Here is a 20,898-nt window from a genome sequence, read left to right as displayed (position 1 = left end):
CTTATGCCGCGACCGCTTCGGCGCTCATGCCATTCGCCTGCGCGGCATCTCGCGGCGCGCCGCGCCTGCCCGCCAGCGGATTGCGCAGATTGCCCGCCATCTTCAGATTGCCCGCGGGATCGGCGAGATTGACCATCTGCAGGTTGTTTCCCAGCTGCAGACGGTTCAGGCACGAGTGCAGGAACACGGGCGCGAAGAGGTCGTAATCGGCGTATTTGCGCGCGAGTTGCGGGTGCTCGTCCTGATAGCGCGCGACGCAGCGCGCCACCGAGTCCCAGAACTGGTCTTCCGTGCAGCAACCGTGCTCGACGAGTACCTGATTCATGTAGCGGAAAAAGCCGTCGAACACGTCGATGAAGATCGCGAGCAGCTTGACGCGCTCGGGCACGTCCACGGCGAGGCGCTTGACGTTTTCCGGAAGCTGCGCGTCCTTGTTAAGGATTGCAGATTCTTCCGCGATGTCCTTCATGATCGCGCGCACAGGCACATGATTTTCGAGCACCAGGATGAGATTCTCGCCGTGCGGCATGAACACGAGATCGTGCGCGTAAAAGCAATGGACGAGGGGAGCCAGGTACGCCTCCATGTAGCGCTCGAGCCAGGCTTGCGCCGTGAGCCCCGAAGCCTCGATCAGCGCGGGCAGCAGCGCCTCGCCATGGCGGTCCGTATGCAGCAGCGCGGCCATGGTCATGAGCCGCTGGCCTTGTGCCGCGAGCCTGAGCGGATTCTCGCGCCAGAGTGCCGAAAACATCTTCTTGTAGGGGCTATCCACCTGGACGGCCGCTTCGTAATAGCGATTGCGAAAACCGATGGACGCGACTTCGCGCAGCATGGTGAACCCTTTGTCCTGCAGATAAGGATCGCTCGCCACGAGGCCTTTGATGAAGTCGTTGATGGCGGGCGTGCCCGACATGTAGTACGGCGAGAGCCCCCGCATGAAGCCCATGTTGAGAATCGAGAGTGACGTCTTCACATAGCGTTTCGAACGGTCAGAGAGATTGAAGAACGTGCGGATCGACTGCTGGGCCAGATAGCGGTCCTCGCCGAAGCCGAGGCAAATGATGCGGTTGGTCGCGACATAGCTCGCAAACGCGATCGAAAGCTTGTTGAACCACTGCCACGGGTGCGCCGGCATCAGCCGATAGTCCGCAAAGTCCACGCCACGTGCTTCGACCATCGAGCGAAAGCGCGCGATGGTCTGCACGCCCAGTTCTTCTTCCATGAGCTGTTCGTAGTCGAGGTCGGCGGCGCTGTGGAACGCTGCATTCTCCTTGTGCACGGCGAGCCAGACGATCTGGACCGGCGAGCCCGCCTCGGGCGCGAACGCGTGATAGTCGCCCGCGTCGAAGCCGAGCCTGCCGTTGTTGGCGACGAAGCCCGGATGGCCCTCGCTCATCGCGGATTCGATCGCCTGAAAATCGGCATCGAGGAGTTCGGACGTGTTCGGACCATCTTTCACAGCTTTGTAGGCCGCGCCATACAGCGTGCTGCTGATTTCATCGAGGTAAATGGGCAGCATTTCCTCCTTGATGCCAAGCCGCGCTTTCACGTCGAGAATGAAGGCGAGCGCGTCCAGCGGTTGCGGCGCGCCATCCTGCGAACACACGATGGTTTCGGCGCGAATGCTCCAGTGGCGCAGCGCGAGCAGGCGCGCATCGAAGGTGTAGACGCGTGTGCCGTCGTCGGATTCCAGCGCATAGCGCGCGTAGTGCTCGCCGGGCGCATCGCCTGCACGCTGTGGCTCGACGATCAGCTCGTGTGCGTACTCGGCAATGGCCTTGCGCACCAGCATGCGGTTCGCGCGCTGCCACACCTCGGGAGTAAGGTGGGCGGTAGCCTCGTGGGGCGTGAGGAGAACATGTTGCATGGAAGCCTGGGTTGCGACGTGATTCATGATGCGATGTCCTTATTGAATTTAGTGATCCTGCGTAATGCAAGCGTAAAAAGCGGTTCGTGTGCAGAACGCGAGCGACGCGGTCTTCTCGCGAAACGCGACGTCCTTCGTATATACGAAGCCCACCGCGCGATTCAGAGCATGTATACGTGTGTTACGCGCATCCGGCTCGACGACGACACGTTGTGCGCCAAGGCGCTCGAACAGGAACGCCATGAGCGTTTCGAACACGTGGCGCGTATAGCCCGATGTACGCCTGGCAGCAGGTCCGACGAACAGATGCATGCCGAGGTCGCCTGCGCACACGTCGTAGTGCTCGCCGATCTCTTCGTGAACCGGGTCGTAGCTTTCGAACAGGAAGGCGGGTGTGTCATCCTGCAACCCGAGCCAGGCTCGCGCGTGCCCCGCGTCCTCGATAGCCTGATAAAACGCGGCCACGTCCGCCACGCTCTTGTCGCGCATGTTCCAGAACGCGGCGCGTTCTTCGATGAACCAGCGGTGCAGCGTGGGCGCGTCGCGTTGCGCGTCGAGCGGGCGGATGTGAAAGGCCTCGAGCCTGGCCATGCGTGCAGCCGGGACATGACGCAGCGCAATTTCGTCAGCGGCGATTTCAGTTCGCACGGGCGGTGACTCCTGTTTCGGCAATCGGGTTGGAAAGGGCGGCCTCCTTGGCGCGCGGCTGGGCGAGCAGCCAGACGCTCGCGAGCGCCGTGAAAACGAGGCCCACGGACGCAACGAAGAACGGCGCACGCATGCCCGCATCGTCGACAATGGCGCCGGCCGCGAACGAGGCCAGCAGCACGCCAAGGTTCTGGAAGAAGTTGATGACGCTGTAATCGGCGGCATACGAGGCGGGCGTGCTCAATGCGAACATCGTCACGTCGAGCTTCACGACGATCTGGAACAGCGCCCAGCCGAACATCACGCGACCCGCGACGATCCACAGCGGCGCCTCCACGCCTTGCAGCAGCATGCCGGCGGTACACAGCAACAGGTTCGCGAGCATGTGGTCGGGCACGCGCTTGCCCTGCGAGGCGAGGCGCTTGTTCAGGCGCAGCGCGACGAGCGCGACCATGCCCGGAATGGCGAACACGAGCCCCGAAACCAGCTCGCCGGGCGCGTGGGTGACCGCTTGCCAATACGACGCCATGAACGGCCGGATGAGATACACGCAGAATTCGAACGCGAGCATGAGCAGAGCGAGGCGCAGGATCGGCATGCGCGCACGCAGACCCGGCTTGACCTGCGTTTCATCGGCCACGCCCGCAAACCGGCAGCGCCGCGCGATGCCATGGGTGCGGATCAGCGCAAGGCAGATCGCCATCTGCACGAAGTCGCCGGCGGCCATGGCGAAGATGCAGTGATGCGCGTCCCAGACCTGCATGACGAAGCCGCCTGCCACCGCGCCCGCAATCGCGCCGAAGTGCACCACCACCGAAAGCACGCCGATGGTATGCGCATGCGATTCCTTCGCTTCGAGCCGCATCATGTACGGGTACATCAGCAGATAGCTGCTTTTGCACGCGAACATCGCGAGCGAGAGCATCCAGAAGAGCGGCACCGTCGCCGCGAAGTAGCTCGCTACCGAAAGCACGCCCGCGGCACACTGCGTGTAGACGAGCAGATGCATGGCGTCGAGGCGCTTCGCAATGCGCGCCCACAGCGGTAGCGTGAGCATGACGACAATGGAGATGAACGCCACGTAAGCGCCCGCATGCACAGGGCTCGTCACGCCATAGCGCGCGGCGAAGAATTGCGGGTAGAACGGAATCAGGATCGCGTCGCTGACGACGGCGAAGATCGTCATCAGGATAATCGTGCTGCGCAGCTTCATTGCGCCTCCAGCGGCGTCTTCACAAACGCTTCGGTGTCGGGCACCGAGAAGTCCTGGAGTGCGATACGCCGTTCAATCTTGTAGTGCTCCACGCCGGTCAGCTCGCGCAGAATGCAGGAGTTGCGATAGCAGCTCATGCCAAGATCGGGGTTGGTCAGGCCGTGGCTGTAGAGCCCCGCGTTTTGCACGAAGATCTCGCGCCCGCTCACGTCGATCGCATAGTTGCGCGAGAGACGGTAGCGCCCCTTGTCGTCCCAGCGGATGCGAGCGCGAATGCCGTCGATGAAGCCGGGCACGTTCTGCCCATAGCCGGTCGCGAAGATCGCGCCGTCCGTGACATGGGTATATTGCACGCCCTCGTCGCGCTGCACGAAGCGCAGGTGAAAGCGGTCGTCGATGCGGTCGTGATGGCAGGCGCTCAGCTCGGAATTGGTGATGAGGCGCGCGCTGTTGCTGCCGCGGCTGCGGCGGTCGTCGAGCAGGTCGTAAATCTGGTTGATGAGCGAGGCGTTCACGCCTTTGTAGAGACTGTCCTGCTTGGCGATGATGTTTTCGCGCACGCCGTCCGGCAGGTTGTAGAAGTAGTCGATATAGTCGGGCGAGATCATTTCCAGCGTGAGCTTTGTGTTTTCCATCTGGAAAAAACGCGGCGAACGCGTGATCCATGTGAGCGTGTAGTCGTGCTCGTCGCTTTCCTTGAGCAGGTCGTAGAATATCTCGGCTGCGCTCTGACCGCTGCCAATCACGGCGATCGAGCGCTTTTGCTGCAGCTCGGCTTTGCGCGCCACGTAATGCGCGCTATGGATGCAGCGCGCGCGCAGCTCGCCGCAGCACGGCGGCAACTGCGGGACGGAACCCACGCCGATCACGAGGCGCGCGGCGCGATGCGTGAACGGCTGGCCGGTGCGCACGTGCCGACCGCGCACCACGTAATGGCCTTGCTGGGCGTCGTATTCAACGTGCTCCACACTCGAGCCGAACGCGATGCTCGAAAGCTGCCTGATAGCCCATTTGCAGTAGCGGTTATATTCGGCGCGGCTCAGATAAAAGCGCTCGCGAATGTAATACGCATAGAGTTTGCCTTCCTGCTTGCAGTAGTTGAGGAAGCTGAACTTGCTTTTGGGATCCGCGAGGCTCACGAGGTCGGCGAGAAACGGGTTTTGCAGCGTGGTGTCGTCGATCAGCATGCCCGGGTGCCAGTCGAAGTCCTCGTTGCGTTCGAGGAATAGGCCGCGCAGATCGCGGATCGGATCGGCCAGGCAGGCGAGACTCAGATTGAACGGCCCGAGGCCGATTGCCACGAAGTCGAGCACGGCCAAGGGCGGACCTGGATTGACATTAGTTCTACTCATAATTGAACTTTCACCTGGATCGGAAAGGACCATGTGGAGTTACCATCATCGATGGACGAAGACGGCGAGAAGGCTCACGAGGCGCAACCGCGTAACCGGTTGCGCTGGCGTGTGGCGTTTAGATGCGAATGAGAGTGATTCTCGTCTGATGATAATAGGAAACTCGCCGCCCAATGACAAGGGCAAAACGCACAGCGGTGAGGATGCCGAACTATCGTGCCTGCCCAATACGCATCATGGCCGGCATGCTCGATCGGGGGCAAAGTCCGGCTGCGCCGGGGTGAACGGGCGATTGGCTACGGTAGGGCGACAGTGCGGTTCGTAGCCGCGGCACCGCATTTTGGGCGTCAAATCATCTGACAAAAGACCCTGTGGACTGCAGGGGTTAGATGCGCGCAGGGAACATTTGGGCTCTAATCGCGCGCGATTCGCGTGCGCGGGGCCACGGCTTCTTGGCAATCATGACGCGATGATCACAAACGTGGCTCGCTTTCCGCCATTACTCGGTCTTGCGCGGCGGCGGACTATGCCGTGCGAGAAATCGGTCGAGCTGGCTGGCAAACGCCTTGCTGTCACGCGCGCTGAACGGAGCCGGACCGCCCGTTTCGATGCCTGCATTGCGCAGTTGATCCATCACGTCGCGCATCGTCAGCCGTTCCTGAATATTCTCGCGCGTGAACCAGTTGCCGCGCGGATCGAGCGCCTGCGCGTTCTTTTCGAGTACCGCAGCGGCAAGCGGTATATCGGCGGTGATCACGAGATCGCCCGGCTCGACCAGTTCGACAATACGGGCGTCGGCCGCGTCGAATCCCGCCGGCACCTGAATCGACTTGATGAAGGGCGACGGCGGTGTGCGCAGATATTGGTTTGCCACCAGCGTCACCTGGACTTCGGCACGCCGCGCGGCCCGAAACAACATGTCCTTGATGACGGTGGGGCAGGCGTCAGCGTCGACCAGCACGTGCATGTAGATATTCCCGGCACAGTAAAGCGCGATCATATCGCAATGCCGGCGATGCTCCGCGCATTGCCCGACGTTTCCTGTCGTTGCCGGTTGCACTGCGTTTTCCTTGCATTTGCCTGCATTCCTGCCAACATTGATCTGGCGATGGAGCCGGATGCCCCCGACCTGACACTGCGAAGACGGAGCAGATATGAGCGACGCTACCCACGGGTTTGATGCCGCCGGGGAACACAGGGACACAAACGGGCTGCGGCTGGGCGCGCTCGTTGCCCTCGTCGTCGGCTCGATGATCGGCGGCGGCATCTTTTCATTGCCGCAGAATATGGCCGCTTCCGCCGGCGTAGGCGCCGTTCTGATTGGCTGGGTCATTACGGCCTTCGGCATGCTGGCCCTCGCGCTGGTATTTCAGACGCTCGCCAACCGCAAGCCGAATCTCGATGGCGGCGTCTACGCATACGCCAAGGCCGGATTCGGCAATTACATGGGCTTCGCCTCGGCCTGGGGCTACTGGATCAGCGCGTGGCTTGGCAACGTCGGATACTACGTGCTGCTATTCAGCACGCTCGGGTATTTTTTCCCAGTCTTCGGTGAAGGCAATACGTTACCCGCAATCGCCTGCTCCTCGGTGCTGCTGTGGAGCGTGCATTTTCTGGTGCTGCGCGGCATAAAAGAAGCGAGTTTCATCAATCAGATCACGACGATTGCGAAGATCGTTCCGCTCGTCCTTTTCATCCTCATCTGCCTCCTCGCGTTTCGGCTGGATGTCTTCTCGACCGATGTCTGGGCGCGCTCGAATCCGGCGCTGGGCGGTGTGCTGGATCAGGTCCGGAACATGATGCTCGTCACGGTCTGGGTGTTCGTCGGCATAGAGGGGGCCACCGTCTTCTCGGCGCGCGCCGCTGACCGCAAGAGCGTCGGCAAGGCCACGGTGATCGGATTTTTCATCGTGCTTCTCGTGCTGGTGCTCGTCAACGTGCTGGCGCTCGGCATCATGACGCAGCATCAACTCGCCGGGCTAAAGAACCCCTCGATGGCGGGCGTGCTCGAACACGTTATCGGACATTGGGGCGTGGTGCTGGTGAGCGTGGGGCTCGCCATTTCGCTGGCTGGCGCGCTGCTTTCGTGGGTCATGCTGTGTGCGGAGATTCTGTTCTCGGCCGCGCGCGACTGCACGATGCCCGCGTTCCTGCGCAAGGAAAACGCAAGACAGGTGCCGGCCAACGCGTTATGGCTGACCAACGGCATGGTGCAGGTGTTTCTGCTCATCACGCTGGTGTCGAAAGGCACGTACCTCTCGCTCATCTATCTCGCCACCTCGATGATTCTCGTGCCTTACTTCTGGTCGGCGACCTATGCGTTACTGCTCGCCATTCGCGGCGAGACTTACGAACTGTCAAAAAAGGAGCGCCGTAGGGATTTGATCATTGCTGCGGTTTCCGTGGTCTACGCGGCCTGGCTACTTTATGCCGGTGGCGTGAAATACCTTCTCCTTTCATCACTGCTTTATGCGCCGAGCGTCGTCTTGTTCGCCAAGGCGAGGCTCGAGGCCGGGCAGAACATCTTTACGCATCTGGAGAAAATCGTATTCGCGGCCGTGCTCGTTGCCGCAGTCGTGGCAGGCTACAGTTTGTATCGCGGGTTGCTGAGCCTTTGATTGGGCGGCCGATAGTCGCTATGCGCGCTTATACCAGGAGGCACCATAGCGCGAAGAGCGGGGTGGTTCCCGAGCGCATGGCGTGCATGCTGTTGGGCGTATTGTGCAGGCCGCCGCCGATGCCCGGATCGAACCAGCCTCCGTCGCGCTGGCGGAATTCCCCTGCGCTGAGCAGCACATAGGCTTCTTCAGGGGGATGTTGATGATCGGGGTACCGTGTGTGAGGCGCGAGCAGCGAAAACCCTAGCTGCACGTCGTATCGGCTTTCCATGCCACCGGGGCCGCAAATCATGCCGTTCACGTGCTGCTCGACATAGTCTTTGCTTCCGATCGATCCGGAAGTTCGCCGCTGCCAACCGATAGCGGGTTCAAGCATTTTGATAGCGCGGACCGCGTCGCCGAGACTGGTTGTGTCATCAAGCAGTGGTGCGAGCGATGAATCGAGGAGATCGCAGGCGGGGTAGCGTTCGCGGTTGCGCTTGCCGTCGTCGGACGGTTGTTCGAGACGCTCGAATACCTTCACCGCCAGGTGGCGGCCTGCCTCCGGCAGCGCTGGGGCCTGAAACAGCGCTCGGGCAACGCGAATGAAATGCTCGAGGTTCTCATGTCGTTGATACATGGGGGCTCCGGTAGTTGCGTAGATCGTACTCACGAAGTCAGCGCCGCGTCGGCTCGCCTCGCAGCCACTCAATGAGCTGCGTGATGACTGGAGTGATGGTCCGGCCGTGAGGCACCACGACGAACCAGGCGTCGCTGGGCCGTAACGTCGCGAGGTCGATGCGGACCAGATCTCCAGAACGAAGCAAGTCGTCGACTAGTCTGTTCCAGCCCAAGGCTATCCCCTGTCCGTATCTCACGGCTTGAATGGCGTCGGTGTAGAGGCTGCACCGCAGCACTTTGTTCAGGCGCGCGGGCCGGTACCCGACGGCGCGAAACCATTCGTTCCAGCCCATCCATCCTTCGGACGTGGCATCCGACTCCACGAGCGCCATCTTCGCCAGGTCATCGAGCGAGCGAGGCGTGCCGTATTCCTCCAGGAACGCCGGCGAGCATACGGGAAAGACTTCAACATCGAACAGCAAGGTCGAAGTCCCGTCCGGCCAGTTGCCGTCCACATAGCGCACTACTTCCGGACTCAGCGGCTAGTCATCTCGGGCGCAAACGAATCGCAGACGCTCGACACGAAAGTGGCCTGCACGAAGCTGCTGGGCGGAGTCGAGCGCCGCGATCTCGGCGACGTCCACATGTGGGGCCATCATTCGTGGACTCACGTGATGAGCGACCATGCCGTGGTCGCCTACAGCTTGCCCCTCGCGCCGGACAAGACGCTCGTGCGCACGCTCTGGCTGGTCCATGCAAACGCGATTGAAGGCGTGGACTACGACCTGAAGAGGCTCACTGAAGTGTGGGTCGCGACGACGACCCAGGACGCGGAGCTCGTTGGGAACACGCATGCGGGAACGCAAGATCCGGCCTATATTCCCGGGCCTTTCTCGAACTTCACCGAGGCAGCGTTGGACCAGTGTTCGCGCTGGTACGACGCGAAGCTGAAGGCGCACGGAGTGTGAGGTCGCCATGAACGTAGCCGCAGATTCATGTTTCATCGGGCAGGGCCAGGACATGCTTGATCGCTTTTGCAGTGCGAGCACGTGGGAATGCGCTGACGCGCAGTGGCCGAGTCACGAACAGCGCACGCTGACGTGCATACGCGTGTGCGCCGAGACGCACGACGCGCGGACATTCGTGTTCAGCACGCGGGACGGTCATTTCAGTTTCGAGCCGGGGCAGTTCATTACCGTGTCCGCTGAAATCGACGGTAAAGCGGTCAGCCGTTGCTACACGATCTCTTCGCCGCCCACACGTCCCTATACGCTTTCCATTACGGTCAAGCGCACGCCGGGCGGCGTCATGTCGAACTGGCTGCACGAGAACATGAGGGAGGGCGTCGACTTGAATGCCTTCGGGCCGTCCGGCGTGTTCACGCCGTCTTCGGGACCCGCTGTAAAGAGTCTCTATCTTTCGGCGGGATCGGGCGTGACGCCGTTGATGTCCATGACGCGCGCGGCGCTCGACCTGGGGCTGAATCGCGACATCGTGTTCATTCATAGCGCGCGGACGCCGGAAGACATTGTCTTTCGCAACGAGCTTTCCGGCTTGTGCGCGCTCTCGGACAAATTGCGCGTGGTTCACGTCTGCGAAGCGCTCGGGAGCGAGCCGGACTGGTCGGGGCCCGTGGGGCGCCTCAGCCTGGATCTGTTGATGGAGCATGTGCCGGACTACCGCGACCGCGAAGTGTTCATCTGCGGACCGGGCGGTTATATGGACGCTGCCAGAATGATGCTGGCGCAAGGTGGGCATGACACCTCCCGCTATCATCAAGAGAGCTTCAACTTCGCGGAGACCGTGGAGCGCGCCGAAGCACCAGTTACTGAGTCCAGCGCCGAGCCGGCCGCGCAGGTCGCCTTTACGGTGCAACTGGCGCGCTCGGGCCGCTCGTTCACGATGGACGCCTCGCAGACCGTGCTCGTCGCGGCGCGTAAGGCCGGTGTGCCCTTGCCATCGTCATGCAGCCAGGGCATATGCGGGACCTGCAAGACGAAGGTGCTCGAAGGCTCCGTGGACATGAAGCACAACGGCGGCATTCGTCCGCGCGAAATCGAGAAGGGTATGCGGTTAATGTGCTGCAGCCGCCCAACTTCAAACCTCGTTCTCGATATGTAGCAGCGGGACTGCAGTCTGAATGGCTTCGACCGTTGTTCAGCTTGAATTGAAATGCTCCAATGCCCTGTCGTGTCCCGCAATGCGCTGCGTGGCGCGCCGGGGCAATTCCTTTTTGTTGTCTGAGCTTTCGCAAAATCGCTCGCATTTTCCTGGTAGTTTCCCTGACTAAATCCCCCCCAGGACTTTCCCTTGTTCTGCGCGGCGTGCGCTGCTTCTCGATCATTGGCCAAACGCGGCCATTCCCAACACTCAATTGCCCGCAAAGCCCCTACCTATATAGGGTCTTCGCGTCATTCGCCGATTCGCTAAACGTTTCATCGCTCACTTGGCGCCTCGCACGCATTACCAAAGGTATGGGAAAGGGCCGAAAAAATGTAGCGGGAGGGCGCGATTTGGATTGCTACGCTGCACTCACTGCATCAACGGTCGCACCAGAAGCGAATCCATCGAAGTAACGGATTCGAAGCCGGGCAAGCGCTGATGCTAGCTGAATCGCCACGCTAGAACGCCGGGTCGTACCGGAGTTCGCCAGCGTCAATTTTTTGAACCAGCCAGTTGGGATGACAAATGGCCCCTCATCTGACGTTCGCACCGGGCGACGCATTGCCGCCAGGCGCAATCAACACAGCGGGTACGCCTTCAGTGGCCCGGCCCATCGCCATATCGGGAACCGACATTCTGACGGTCAAGAACCTGTCGAAGATTTTCGGCCCGAAGCCCGAGGTTGCCGCGCAACTGGTCAAGCAAGGCCTGGGCCGCGATGAAGTCTTCAAGCGCACCGGCAACATGGTGGCGGTCAACGACGTCAGCCTCAACGTGAAGGCCGGTGAAATCTTCGTCATCATGGGCCTCTCGGGTTCCGGCAAATCGACGCTCGTGCGGCTGCTCAATCGCCTGATCGAGCCGACGTCTGGTCAAGTCGTTCTTGAAGGCCGCGACATTGCGCCGATGTCCACGCCCGAACTGCGTGAAGTGCGCCGCAAGAAGATGGCGATGGTGTTCCAGTCGTTTGCGTTGCTGCCTAACCGCACGGTGCTCGACAACATCTCGTATGGCCTGGAAGTCGCGGGCATGAAGAAGGCTGAGCGCTATGAAATCGCCCGGGCTGCGCTCAAGCGCGTGGGACTCGGGTCATACGAAAAGCTTCTGCCCGGCGAACTTTCGGGTGGCATGCAGCAGCGAGTCGGTCTGGCTCGCGCCCTGGCGGTCAATCCTGCGGTGCTGCTGATGGATGAAGCCTTCTCCGCGCTCGATCCGCTGATCCGCTTCGAAATGCAAAGCGAATTGCTGCGGCTCCAGAAGGAGGAGCAGCGAACCATCGTTTTCATTTCGCACGATATCGACGAGGCCATCAAGATCGGCGGCCGTATCGGCATCATGAAGGACGGCTGCCTGATTCAGGTCGGCACGCCGGCCGAACTCATCCAGTCTCCGGCGGACGACTACGTGCGGGACTTCTTCCGTCACGTCGACGTGTCGCGTTTCCTCAAGGCTGACAGCCTGCTGACCCGCGTCGATCGCGGTCTGATTTCCGGCGATGTTGGCGCGCCCGCTGAGCGTTACCTCAATCAACTGATCGATAGCGGCGCGGAGTGTGGCTATGTGTGCGATCAAGCTGGCCGCTATCAGGGCTGCGTCACGCCCGCTTCGCTGCACAAGGCGGGTGCCCAACCCCTGCGAGAAGCGTTGCTCAAGGACTTGAGCACGGTGTCGCTGGACACCGACCTGCACGAACTCTCCGCGATCGCACTGAGCCAGCAACACGACGTGCCGGTGACGGACGCGGCAGGCAAGCTCGCGGGCGTCGTGTCGTGCCGAACGATACTCAAACAGGTTATGGAGCGGAGGGCAGCATGAATTCGTCAGTCATCGGCAAGTTTGCAGAGAACGCCGTCAATTTTCTTTTCAATCACTTCCAGGGCGGATTCAACGCCTTTTCCGCGGCGCTGGGCGCAGTCGTCAAACTGCTCGAAGACGGCCTTGGGGCGATTCCCTTCGTCGCGATGCTCGTCTTTCTCGTGGCGTTCGCATTGTGGCGCCGCGGTATCGCCTTCGCGGTGTTCGTCGGTATCGCGCTGCTGCTTATTCACTACATGGGGCTGTGGCCGCAAACGGTCGCTACGTTGGCCCTTGTCGTTGCCGCGACGGTTTTCAGCCTCATCGTCGGCGTGCCGCTCGGCATCTGGGGGGCGCGAAACAAGCGGGTCGAAATGATTCTGCGCTCGCTGCTCGATTTCATGCAGACCATGCCGGCATTCGTTTATCTGATTCCCGCCGTGATCCTGTTTGGCCTCGGCCGTGTGCCAGCCGTAATCGCAACCGTCGTGTTCGCCATGCCGCCTGTGGTGCGGCTCACGACGCTCGGCATCCGCCAGGTCCGCGAGGAATTGCTGGAAGCGGGCCGCTCGTTCGGCAGCACCGACGCGCAACTGCTCTGGAAGATCCAGCTGCCGAATGCATTGCCGTCCATCATGGCCGGCGTGAACCAGACCATCATGATGTCGCTTTCGATGGTCGTGATTGCCTCGATGATCGGCGCAGGCGGCCTCGGCGAGTATGTGTTGAGCGGCATCCAGCGCCTCGACATCGGCATCGGCTTCGAAGGTGGTCTCGGCGTCGTGCTGCTGGCCATCGTGCTGGACCGCCTGACGGAGACGTTTGGTGTGAAGTCGAAGAAGAGGAGACCCGTCACGAAAGTGGGCAAAGCTGGCACCACCGAAGCGGCGCATAGCTGACCAGCCGGATGCCTGCCTGAAATCATGGGCAGGTCATCCATGACGGAATGAGTAGTTTCAATATAAATACGGAGTACTAAGATGATTAGCGATATGTTCAAGTCAGTCATGACGAAGGTCGCGCTATCGACGGTCGTCGCCATGAGTGTCGGCGTCGGGTCTGCCGTGGCGGCGGAACCGATCAAGCTGGCGATCACCGACTGGGCCGACGTTCTCGCCACGGCCAACGTCGCCAAATACGTGCTCGAAACGAAACTGAATCAGCCGGTCAAGTTCGTCAATGCGGACATCGGCATTCAGTTCCAGGGCGTGGCGCGCGGCGACCTCGACATCATGGTGGGCGGCTGGCTGCCGGTGACGCACGCCGTGTACTACGCGAAGTACAAGAACGATCTGGATGATGTCGGCGTTATCTACACGGGCGGCCGAAACGGCTGGGCCGTGCCCGCCTACGTGCCGGAGTCCCAGGTTTCATCGATTTCGGACCTGAACAAGCCGGACGTCAAGAGCAAGCTCGACGGCACGATTCAGGGCATTGGTCCGGGTTCCGGCCTGATGCAGGCGTCCGAGAAGTCGGTTCAGGCTTACAGCCTGAACGGCTACAACCTGCAGTCGTCGAGTGAAGCCGGAATGCTTGCTGCCGTGTCGAGGGCGTACCAAACGAAGCAGTGGGTCGTTGCCACGGTCTGGAGCCCGCACTGGCTCTGGCAGAAATGGCAGATGCGCTATTTGAAGGACCCCAAGGGCACGCTGGGCGGGGAAGAACAGGTCCACGCGTTCGCGTCCAGGCAGTTCGCCACCAAGTTTCCCCGCGCCGATGTGTTTTTCAAGCACTTCAAGCTGACGCTGGCTGATGTCGAAGCCATCGAACTCGAAGGCAACAGCACGAACGACTATGCAACCGCCGCGAAGAAGTTCGTCGACGCGCATCCAGAGAAGCTGAAAGCCTGGCTGCAGCAGTAACCAGAAGGTTCGTATTCACGGGGGCAGGAAAGGCCCGCTGCCCCAACGATTTTCATGTTCTAGCAGGGCCTGCTTGACACGATTACTTCCTGGAGTGACCTGTGAGCGAAAACTCGTGCTTCTTTTCTGAAACGCTCCAGAGCCGTGACCCGGTCATTGCATCGGAGATCGCGCTCGAATTGCGCCGGCAACAAACGCAGATCGAATTGATCGCTTCCGAAAACATTGTTTCGGCGGCGGTGATGGAAGCGCAAGGGACGGTGCTGACCAACAAGTACGCCGAGGGTTATCCGTCGAAGCGCTACTACGGCGGCTGCGAGCACGTCGACCGCATCGAGGCGCTCGCGATCGACCGCGTGAAGGCGCTGTTCGACGCCGGGTATGCCAATGTGCAGCCGCATTCGGGCGCGCAGGCAAACGGCGCAGTCATGCTCGCGCTGGTCAAGCCGGGCGACACGGTGATGGGCATGTCGCTGGACGCTGGCGGCCACCTCACGCATGGCGCGCGACCGGCGCTTTCCGGCAAGTGGTTCAACGCCGTGCAGTATGGTGTGAGCCCGCAAACGTATCGTATCGATTACGACGCAGTGCGGCGGCTCGCGCAAGAGCACCGGCCGAAGCTCATCATTGCGGGCTACTCGGCTTATCCGCGCGCGCTCGACTTTGCAGCTTTCCGTGAAATCGCGGATAGCGTTGGCGCCCTGCTGATGGTCGATATGGCCCATATCGCGGGCATTGTCGCAGCCGGTCGCCATGAAAACCCGATCAAGTACGCGGACGTGGTGACGTCGACCACGCACAAAACGCTTCGCGGTCCGCGTGGCGGCTTCATCCTGACCAACAACGGCGACATCGCCAAGAAGATCAATTCCGCCGTGTTCCCCGGCTTGCAGGGCGGTCCGCTCATGCATGTCATCGCGGCCAAGGCGGTGGCGTTCGGCGAGGCACTGCGTCCGGAGTTCGCGGGCTATATCGACCGCGTGCTGCGTAATGCCGAGGCGCTGGGCAACGTACTGCAATCCGGCGGCCTCTCGCTCGTTACGGGCGGGACCGACAACCATCTGCTGCTCGTCGATCTTCGTGCCAAACGCATTACGGGCACGCAGGCCGAGAAAGCCCTCGAGCGCGCGGGCATTACGTGCAACAAGAACGGCATTCCGTTCGACACGGAAAGCCCGACCGTGACTTCCGGCATCCGGCTTGGCACGCCAGCCGGTACGACCCGCGGATTCGGCACCGCTCAATTCGAGCAGATCGGCGAAATGATTCTCGAAGTGCTGGCAGGCCTCGCGCGCGAGCCGGGCGGCGACGACCACGTCGAGCGCGCCGTGCGTAGCCGCGTGCGGGATCTGTGCAACCAGTTTCCGATTTATTCGCACGCCGACGCGCTGGCATAAGCAAGACGAGCAGCGTGCGAATGCAGTGAAGACCCGTTTATCTGTTTGAAGATTACTGAAGAGAGGAATCGAAATGAGCTTCGAGGGCGTACATACTCCGCTGGTCACACCGTTCAAGGAAGACGGTGAAATCGACCATGCCTTGCTCGGCAAGCACGCAGCGAATCTCGCGGGCCGCGTATCGGGACTCGGGATCGGCGGCACGACGGGCGAATACTACGCGTTGAGCTTCGAGGAACGCGTCAAGACTTTCAACACTGTCGCCGAGGCGGCGGGTGGAAAAACGTATCTGACCGCCGGCATCAACGCGACCACGACGAAGGAAGTGATTCGCCTGGGCCTCGAGGCCAAGCATGCAGGATTATCGTCGCTGCTGGTTGCCGCGCCGTACTACGCGCAGCCGACGCAGGAAGAACTGCTCACCCACATGCTGAAGGTGGACGACGCGCTCGACATGCCGATCATGCTGTACAACTTTCCGGCCCGCACCGGAACGGAGATCAGCGATGGCGTGCTGGCAACGCTGCTCGAGCGTCCGAACTTTATCGCCATGAAGGAGAGCACTGGCGATATTTCGCATCTGCATCATCTCGTCACGCACTTCAACGACCGGCTGGTGCTCAGTTGCGGCATGGACGACCAGGCGCTCGAATTCTTTGCGTGGGGCGCGAAGAGCTGGGTAGGCGGCGCATCCAACTTCCTGCCGGAAGCGCACACGGCGCTTTTCGATGCGTGCGTCAAACAGAACGATTTCGTTCTGGGGCGCAAGCTGATGACGCAATTGCTGCCGGTGCTCGAACTGCTCGAGCGCAGCGGCAAATTCATTCAGTACGTGCGCTACGGCTGCGAACTGGTGGGGCTGCCGGTTGGCGAGGCGCGTGCACCGCTCGGCTCGCTCACGCAAGAGGAGCGCAGTGCGTTTGCGCAGCTTCTGAAACCGCTTATTCGCAACGCCCAGTAATAACAGAAAATGGTCTCGAACCTGGAATTCGCGCGGTTTCCTGCGCCAGATGGCGTCAACGGGTGGTGGGAGAGTCTCCCGCCAGCGGGGCCTGCCAAAATCGTGTCGTCGGAGCATCGATACGACTGGGTCGTTGTGGGCGGCGGCATCACCGGGCTTTGCGCGGCTCGTCGGCTTGGCGAACTGGCGCCCGATGCGTCGATCGCGCTTGTCGAGGCCGATCGCATTGGGCGCACGACGGCCGGACGCAATTCCGGATTCTTCGTCGATTTACCGCACGACATCAGCAGTGAAAGCTATTCGCGCAGCGTGGCAGAGGACAAGGCCGACGTGCGGTTTCAACGGCATGGGATCGACTACGTGCGCTCGATCGTACGCCAGCACAACATCGACTGCGATTGGCGCGACGACGGCAAATTCCACGCCTCGGTCAACAAGAAGGGACTCGACGCGCTCTCGCACTTTGCGCAGGGCCTGACGCGCATTGACGAAACATTCGAGTGGCTCGATCAAGCGGCCATTCGCGCGGTAACTGGCACGGACTTTTATCAGGGTGCGCTATTTACGCCGGGCTGCAGCACGGTGCAGCCGGCTGCGCTCATGCGCGGCCTGGCGGCCACGCAGCCGGAAAACGTCACGGTCTTCGAGTCGAGTGCCGTGACGGAAATAGAACATCGCGGCAACGAGAAGGTCCTGCATTTCGCCAGAGGAAAGATCGTCGCCAAACAGGTGGTTCTTTGCACGAACGCCTACGCGGCGACGTTCGGCATCCACCCCAATGGCTTGCTGCCTGTGTACACGTTTGCATCGATGACTCGCGTCATGAACGCCGGCGAGGTTGAAAGGCTGGGCGGAACGCGTTCGTGGTCGCTGATTCCCGCGGACCCTATGGGCACGACCGTGCGCCGTCTGGCCACGGACCGTATTTGCGTGCGCAATCATTTCGCGTTCAGGCCGGCACTGCAGGTGTCCGATGCGGATCTCGCGAAAGCGAAAACGCTGCATCAGCGCTCGTTCGACCGTCGATTCCCCATGCTCAAGGGCGTCGAGCTCGAATACACGTGGGGTGGTCCACTGTGTCTCTCCGCGAACAACGGCGCGCTGTTCGGCCGCCGCGACGACGGAATTCTGGAAGCGGTGGGATGCAACGGGCTCGGGCTGAGCAGAGGATCTTCGTCGGGCAAGCTGATCGCCGAATTCGCGCTTGGCCAGACCAACGAGCTTGTACAACAGCTTCTGAACCAGCCACACCCGCGCTCGCTGCCGGTTCGGCCCATTGTGGACATGGCGGTGTCGGCCACGATCTGGGCAAAGGAAATGTCGGCTGGAGCCGAGCTTTAATTAATCAAGGACACGAGATGACGACGCATCAGGAGTGGAAGCAGAAAGCCGCGGAATTGCCGCTCGACGGGCGGGCCTTCATCGCCGGAGAGCGGTGTGGATCGGCGTCGGGAGAAACATTCGCCACGCTCAATCCCGCATCGGGCAAGGTGCTGGCGGACGTGGCGAAATGCGGTGAAAAGGATGTGGATCACGCTGTCGCCGCTGCCCGCCATGCATTCGACTCCGGCGTGTGGTCGAAGGCCGCGCCGGCGCATCGCAAGGCGGTTCTGCTTCGCCTCGCGCAACTGATCGACGAGCATGCGGACGAACTGGCGCTTCTCGAAGCGCTGGAGGCGGGCAAGCCGATCGGCGAATGCCTCGCGCTGGATATTCCCGAGTCGGCGGCCTGCATTCGTTGGCATGCCGAAGTGACGGACAAGCGTTACGACGCGCTGTCGCCTTCGGGTGCGGATGTCGTCAGCATGATTACGCGTGAACCGATTGGCGTGGTTGGCGCGGTCCTGCCCTGGAATTTCCCCGCGCTAATGCTGGCCTGGAAGATCGGTCCGGCATTGTCGGTCGGTAATAGCGTGGTCGTGAAGCCTGCGGAGCAAACGTCACTCTCGACATTGCGCATTGCGGATCTCGCTCTCAAAGCGGGCGTGCCCGCGGGCGTGTTCAGCGTCGTCACGGGCTTCGGCGATAGCACGGGACAGGCGCTGGGCCGCCATCCCGATGTCGATCTCGTCGCGTTCACCGGTTCGACCGCTACCGGCAAGCGCTTTTTGCACTATTCCGCGGATACCAACCTCAAGCGTGTGGTGCTCGAATGCGGCGGGAAGAATCCACAGGTGATTCTTCCCGATGTCGCGAATCTCGATGCGGTCGCCGAACAGGCCGTCGCCGCTGCATTCTGGAACATGGGAGAAAACTGTAGCGCAGGCTCGCGGATTCTCGTTCCTTCGAACAAGCGGGCGGAGCTGGTCGAGAAAGTTCAGGCGGTTCTTGCGGGTTGGAGGACGGGGGATCCGCTCGACCCGGACGCAAAGCTTGGCGCGCTGATCGAGCAGAAACACTACGAGAAGGTCCTGGCGCACATCGAGAAAGCGAAGGAGCAGGGCGCGCGCGTGATTTGCGGCGGGCGCGCCGCGCTGACCGAGACCGGCGGATGGTTCGTCGAACCCACGATCTTCGATCAGGTCACGCCGGATATGGCCATCGCGCGGGAAGAAGTGTTCGGGCCGGTCGTGTGCTTGATCGAATACGAGGACGTGGAAGACGCTATCCGGATCGCCAACGACACCTGTTACGGACTGGCGGCTTCGTTGTGGACGGACAATGTGAACAGTGCGCATAAGGTTGCGGCGCGTATCCGCGCGGGCACGGTCACGGTAAACTGCTTCGGCGAGGGCGACCTTTCGACGCCGTTCGGCGGCTTCAAACAATCGGGCTTTGGCGGCCGCGACAAGTCTGTCTACGCACACGACCAGTATTGCGAGCTAAAGACCACCTGGTTGAAGCTCGCTTGAAGTGGCAGCGGTGAGGCCGTCGAAGTCGAAGACGAGCAGAAGTTCAACGCGATATCCGCGGTGACTGCGACCATGGCGAGCTTCTATGCAGTGCTGGAAAGCCAGGCGGCATGGCTCGTTCGGCAAGGGCTTCGATATGACGACGCAAGGGCGTTCCTGTCGGCTATTGCGTGGGGCTTGCGCACGACACGACGCGTACGACGCAATCCTTCTCGTCGCTGGCTGAGAACTGCATGACGCCCGGCGGCCTCAACGCGCAATTGCACGCCGAGCTAACGGAGCGCGACACCTACGCGCACTATGGAGAGGCGCTTGACAGAGTGTTGAAACGCGTCGTCGGCGGGACGTAACCCAAGCGACACAGGGGAAGGGCGGCGCTGCATCATTTATAAGGCCCTTATTATGGAATACTGCACTTGCCACTGGGAAAACGGACTCGCACACTATTCTCATCCGAATCCCTTTATGGTTCGTGGCGCACCTGATCGCGCCATGCGAGCACCCGTTTAAAGAGCGCAAGCCATGTTAAAGAAGCAGCTATTCGCAGACAGACTCCTCGCCCAGATGCCGTCGCTTCGGGCGCTTCGATGCTTCGTGACGGCGGCGCGATATGAAAGCTTCACCCAGGCGGCTGAGGTTCTGTGCGTAACGCAGGCCGCAATCAGCAGACAAATAAAAGAGCTTGAAGATTCGCTCGATGTCGCGCTGTTCGAGCGCACCGGCCGGCATATCGCGCTGACTGATGCTGGACGCATTCTGTACAACGCGTCGTATCTCTCCATTATGAATATCGCCGAAGCGGCGGAGGCGGTGCGACGCACGGATCGGCACGCATTGACGATTTGCGTCTCGCATACGTTCTCGGCCCTGTGGCTGTCGCAGCGCCTGCCGGCGTTTTGCGCGCGCTTTCCGGATATCCGGTTGCATGTGATGGTTACCGAGCACTTCATGGAGTTGGACGAACTCATGGAGCCCGACATCATCATCACGAAGAATCCGCCTCGCGAGCCGGAATACGAAGTCGAGCCGCTGTTTCATGATGTCGTGTATCCGGTTTGCAGCCCGACGTTTTACGACCGGTATTTTCGCGGCAAGAAGCTCAAGCCGCTCGACCTGCTTTCGCAACCCACGTTGAATCTCTCGTTGCTCGGCCGCGCCCAGGTGTGTGAACACGTGGATTGGCGAGTGTGGCGCAACTGGTTTCAGCAGGGCGACGGCACGGACATTCTGGCTGAAAACCGCAGCCTGGAGAGCAACGACTATCGGCTCCTCGTCGCGCAGGCGGAGGCCGGCGAAGGGACGCTGCTCGGCTGGCATCATCTGCTCCATCTTCAGGTCGAGCAGGGACGCCTGATACGGCCTGTTCCGGATGCGCTTGTCTTTAAAGACCGCTACCACTATTTGATTACGCACCGGAATGCGCGGCCTCGTACCGAGTATCTGCAGTTTCGGAACTGGCTCAGCGAAGAAGCCGGTGCGATGATGCGCGACTGGCTCGACGCCGGTGTTGCGGTCACGGGCTAACTAACCGGACTAACTAACCAGGCTAACAAACGGGCTAACAAACGGGC

General features: G+C 61.2%; 16 protein-coding genes and 2 pseudogenes. 11 read left to right on the top strand and 7 right to left on the bottom strand.

Annotation, left to right across the window (positions count from 1 at the left end):
- Window position 1: 1 nt before the first annotated feature.
- From M3I54_RS29710 to M3I54_RS29690, 5 genes are all read right to left on the bottom strand, one after another.
- On the bottom strand, window positions 2-1,894 hold the full coding sequence (locus M3I54_RS29710; RefSeq protein ID WP_375542231.1) for an IucA/IucC family protein: 1,893 nt from the start codon (window positions 1,892-1,894) through the stop codon (window positions 2-4).
- Between the two features lie 21 nt (window positions 1,895-1,915).
- Window positions 1,916-2,515 (bottom strand): GNAT family N-acetyltransferase, encoded by a 600-nt coding sequence (locus M3I54_RS29705; protein WP_254342269.1) that lies wholly within the window; start codon window positions 2,513-2,515, stop codon window positions 1,916-1,918.
- Window positions 2,505-3,728: an MFS transporter gene (locus M3I54_RS29700; protein WP_254342267.1), complete on the bottom strand. Its 1,224-nt coding sequence runs from the start codon at window positions 3,726-3,728 to the stop codon at window positions 2,505-2,507. The genes M3I54_RS29705 and M3I54_RS29700 overlap by 11 nt, the downstream gene beginning before the upstream one ends.
- Complete coding sequence (locus tag M3I54_RS29695) at window positions 3,725-5,080, bottom strand: lysine N(6)-hydroxylase/L-ornithine N(5)-oxygenase family protein (protein WP_254342265.1); 1,356 nt, start codon at window positions 5,078-5,080, stop codon at window positions 3,725-3,727. The genes M3I54_RS29700 and M3I54_RS29695 overlap by 4 nt, the downstream gene beginning before the upstream one ends.
- A gap of 499 nt (window positions 5,081-5,579) precedes the next feature.
- Entirely contained in the window at window positions 5,580-6,047 is a 468-nt protein-coding gene (locus M3I54_RS29690) for a YaiI/YqxD family protein (protein WP_254342289.1), read from the bottom strand.
- Between the two features lie 187 nt (window positions 6,048-6,234).
- Between M3I54_RS29690 and arcD the strand changes: the two genes are divergently transcribed.
- Window positions 6,235-7,698, top strand: a complete 1,464-nt coding sequence (gene arcD / locus M3I54_RS29685; RefSeq protein ID WP_254342256.1) for an arginine-ornithine antiporter — start codon at window positions 6,235-6,237, stop codon at window positions 7,696-7,698.
- Between the two features lie 28 nt (window positions 7,699-7,726).
- Here the strand turns inward: arcD and M3I54_RS29680 are convergent, their stop codons facing one another.
- Window positions 7,727-8,317, bottom strand: a complete 591-nt coding sequence (locus tag M3I54_RS29680; RefSeq protein ID WP_254342254.1) for a dimethylsulfonioproprionate lyase family protein — start codon at window positions 8,315-8,317, stop codon at window positions 7,727-7,729.
- Between the two features lie 37 nt (window positions 8,318-8,354).
- Window positions 8,355-8,822, bottom strand: a pseudogene (locus M3I54_RS29675) (LysR substrate-binding domain-containing protein); the annotation flags it as partial.
- 3 nt (window positions 8,823-8,825) lie between these two features.
- Between M3I54_RS29675 and M3I54_RS29670 the strand changes: the two are divergent.
- From M3I54_RS29670 to M3I54_RS29620, 10 genes and pseudogenes are all read left to right on the top strand, one after another.
- Window positions 8,826-9,266, top strand: a pseudogene (locus M3I54_RS29670) (SRPBCC family protein); the annotation flags it as partial.
- Window positions 9,267-9,318: 52 nt separating this feature from the next.
- Window positions 9,319-10,419 (top strand): 2Fe-2S iron-sulfur cluster-binding protein, encoded by a 1,101-nt coding sequence (locus M3I54_RS29665; RefSeq protein ID WP_375542232.1) that lies wholly within the window; start codon window positions 9,319-9,321, stop codon window positions 10,417-10,419.
- Window positions 10,420-10,986: 567 nt separating this feature from the next.
- A complete protein-coding gene (locus M3I54_RS29660) occupies window positions 10,987-12,276 on the top strand; it encodes a glycine betaine/L-proline ABC transporter ATP-binding protein (RefSeq protein WP_254342250.1) in 1,290 nt (429 codons plus the stop codon).
- Window positions 12,273-13,154, top strand: coding sequence for a proline/glycine betaine ABC transporter permease (locus M3I54_RS29655; protein ID WP_254342243.1), 882 nt, complete (start codon window positions 12,273-12,275; stop codon window positions 13,152-13,154). Before M3I54_RS29660 ends, M3I54_RS29655 begins: the two co-directional genes overlap by 4 nt.
- Window positions 13,155-13,235: 81 nt before the next feature.
- Entirely contained in the window at window positions 13,236-14,117 is an 882-nt protein-coding gene (locus tag M3I54_RS29650; protein ID WP_254342242.1) for a glycine betaine ABC transporter substrate-binding protein, read from the top strand.
- A gap of 101 nt (window positions 14,118-14,218) precedes the next feature.
- Window positions 14,219-15,514, top strand: coding sequence for a serine hydroxymethyltransferase (glyA, locus tag M3I54_RS29645; RefSeq protein WP_309249650.1), 1,296 nt, complete (start codon window positions 14,219-14,221; stop codon window positions 15,512-15,514).
- Between the two features lie 73 nt (window positions 15,515-15,587).
- A complete protein-coding gene (locus M3I54_RS29640; protein ID WP_254342240.1) occupies window positions 15,588-16,475 on the top strand; it encodes a dihydrodipicolinate synthase family protein in 888 nt (295 codons plus the stop codon).
- Between the two features lie 9 nt (window positions 16,476-16,484).
- Complete coding sequence (locus M3I54_RS29635; protein WP_254342238.1) at window positions 16,485-17,816, top strand: FAD-binding oxidoreductase; 1,332 nt, start codon at window positions 16,485-16,487, stop codon at window positions 17,814-17,816.
- A gap of 17 nt (window positions 17,817-17,833) precedes the next feature.
- A complete protein-coding gene (locus M3I54_RS29630) occupies window positions 17,834-19,327 on the top strand; it encodes an aldehyde dehydrogenase (RefSeq protein WP_254342286.1) in 1,494 nt (497 codons plus the stop codon).
- Window positions 19,328-19,849: 522 nt separating this feature from the next.
- Window positions 19,850-20,851, top strand: coding sequence for a LysR substrate-binding domain-containing protein (locus tag M3I54_RS29620; protein ID WP_254342236.1), 1,002 nt, complete (start codon window positions 19,850-19,852; stop codon window positions 20,849-20,851).
- The last annotated feature ends 47 nt before the right edge of the window (window positions 20,852-20,898 follow it).

The sequence above is a fragment of the Paraburkholderia sp. CNPSo 3274 genome (assembly GCF_024206475.1).
Classification (GTDB): Bacteria; Pseudomonadota; Gammaproteobacteria; order Burkholderiales; family Burkholderiaceae; genus Paraburkholderia.
Note: the sequence above shows the minus strand (reverse complement) of the source record. Positions and strands in the feature narration are given on the sequence as shown.

What these genes read in the sequence shown, in the direction of transcription:
- M3I54_RS29640 (WP_254342240.1), top strand. Translation starts at nt 15,588, where the DNA reads ATGAGCTTCGAGGGCGTACATACTCCGCTGGTCACACCGTTCAAGGAA.
- M3I54_RS29660 (WP_254342250.1), top strand. Translation starts at nt 10,987, where the DNA reads ATGGCCCCTCATCTGACGTTCGCACCGGGCGACGCATTGCCGCCAGGC.
- M3I54_RS29630 (WP_254342286.1), top strand. Translation starts at nt 17,834, where the DNA reads ATGACGACGCATCAGGAGTGGAAGCAGAAAGCCGCGGAATTGCCGCTC.
- M3I54_RS29700 (WP_254342267.1), bottom strand. Translation starts at nt 3,728, where the DNA reads ATGAAGCTGCGCAGCACGATTATCCTGATGACGATCTTCGCCGTCGTC.
- M3I54_RS29680 (WP_254342254.1), bottom strand. Translation starts at nt 8,317, where the DNA reads ATGTATCAACGACATGAGAACCTCGAGCATTTCATTCGCGTTGCCCGA.
- M3I54_RS29710 (WP_375542231.1), bottom strand. Translation starts at nt 1,894, where the DNA reads ATGAATCACGTCGCAACCCAGGCTTCCATGCAACATGTTCTCCTCACG.
- M3I54_RS29695 (WP_254342265.1), bottom strand. Translation starts at nt 5,080, where the DNA reads ATGAGTAGAACTAATGTCAATCCAGGTCCGCCCTTGGCCGTGCTCGAC.
- M3I54_RS29665 (WP_375542232.1), top strand. Translation starts at nt 9,319, where the DNA reads ATGCTTGATCGCTTTTGCAGTGCGAGCACGTGGGAATGCGCTGACGCG.
- M3I54_RS29635 (WP_254342238.1), top strand. Translation starts at nt 16,485, where the DNA reads ATGGTCTCGAACCTGGAATTCGCGCGGTTTCCTGCGCCAGATGGCGTC.
- M3I54_RS29650 (WP_254342242.1), top strand. Translation starts at nt 13,236, where the DNA reads ATGATTAGCGATATGTTCAAGTCAGTCATGACGAAGGTCGCGCTATCG.
- M3I54_RS29655 (WP_254342243.1), top strand. Translation starts at nt 12,273, where the DNA reads ATGAATTCGTCAGTCATCGGCAAGTTTGCAGAGAACGCCGTCAATTTT.
- arcD (WP_254342256.1), top strand. Translation starts at nt 6,235, where the DNA reads ATGAGCGACGCTACCCACGGGTTTGATGCCGCCGGGGAACACAGGGAC.
- M3I54_RS29690 (WP_254342289.1), bottom strand. Translation starts at nt 6,047, where the DNA reads ATGCACGTGCTGGTCGACGCTGACGCCTGCCCCACCGTCATCAAGGAC.
- M3I54_RS29620 (WP_254342236.1), top strand. Translation starts at nt 19,850, where the DNA reads ATGTTAAAGAAGCAGCTATTCGCAGACAGACTCCTCGCCCAGATGCCG.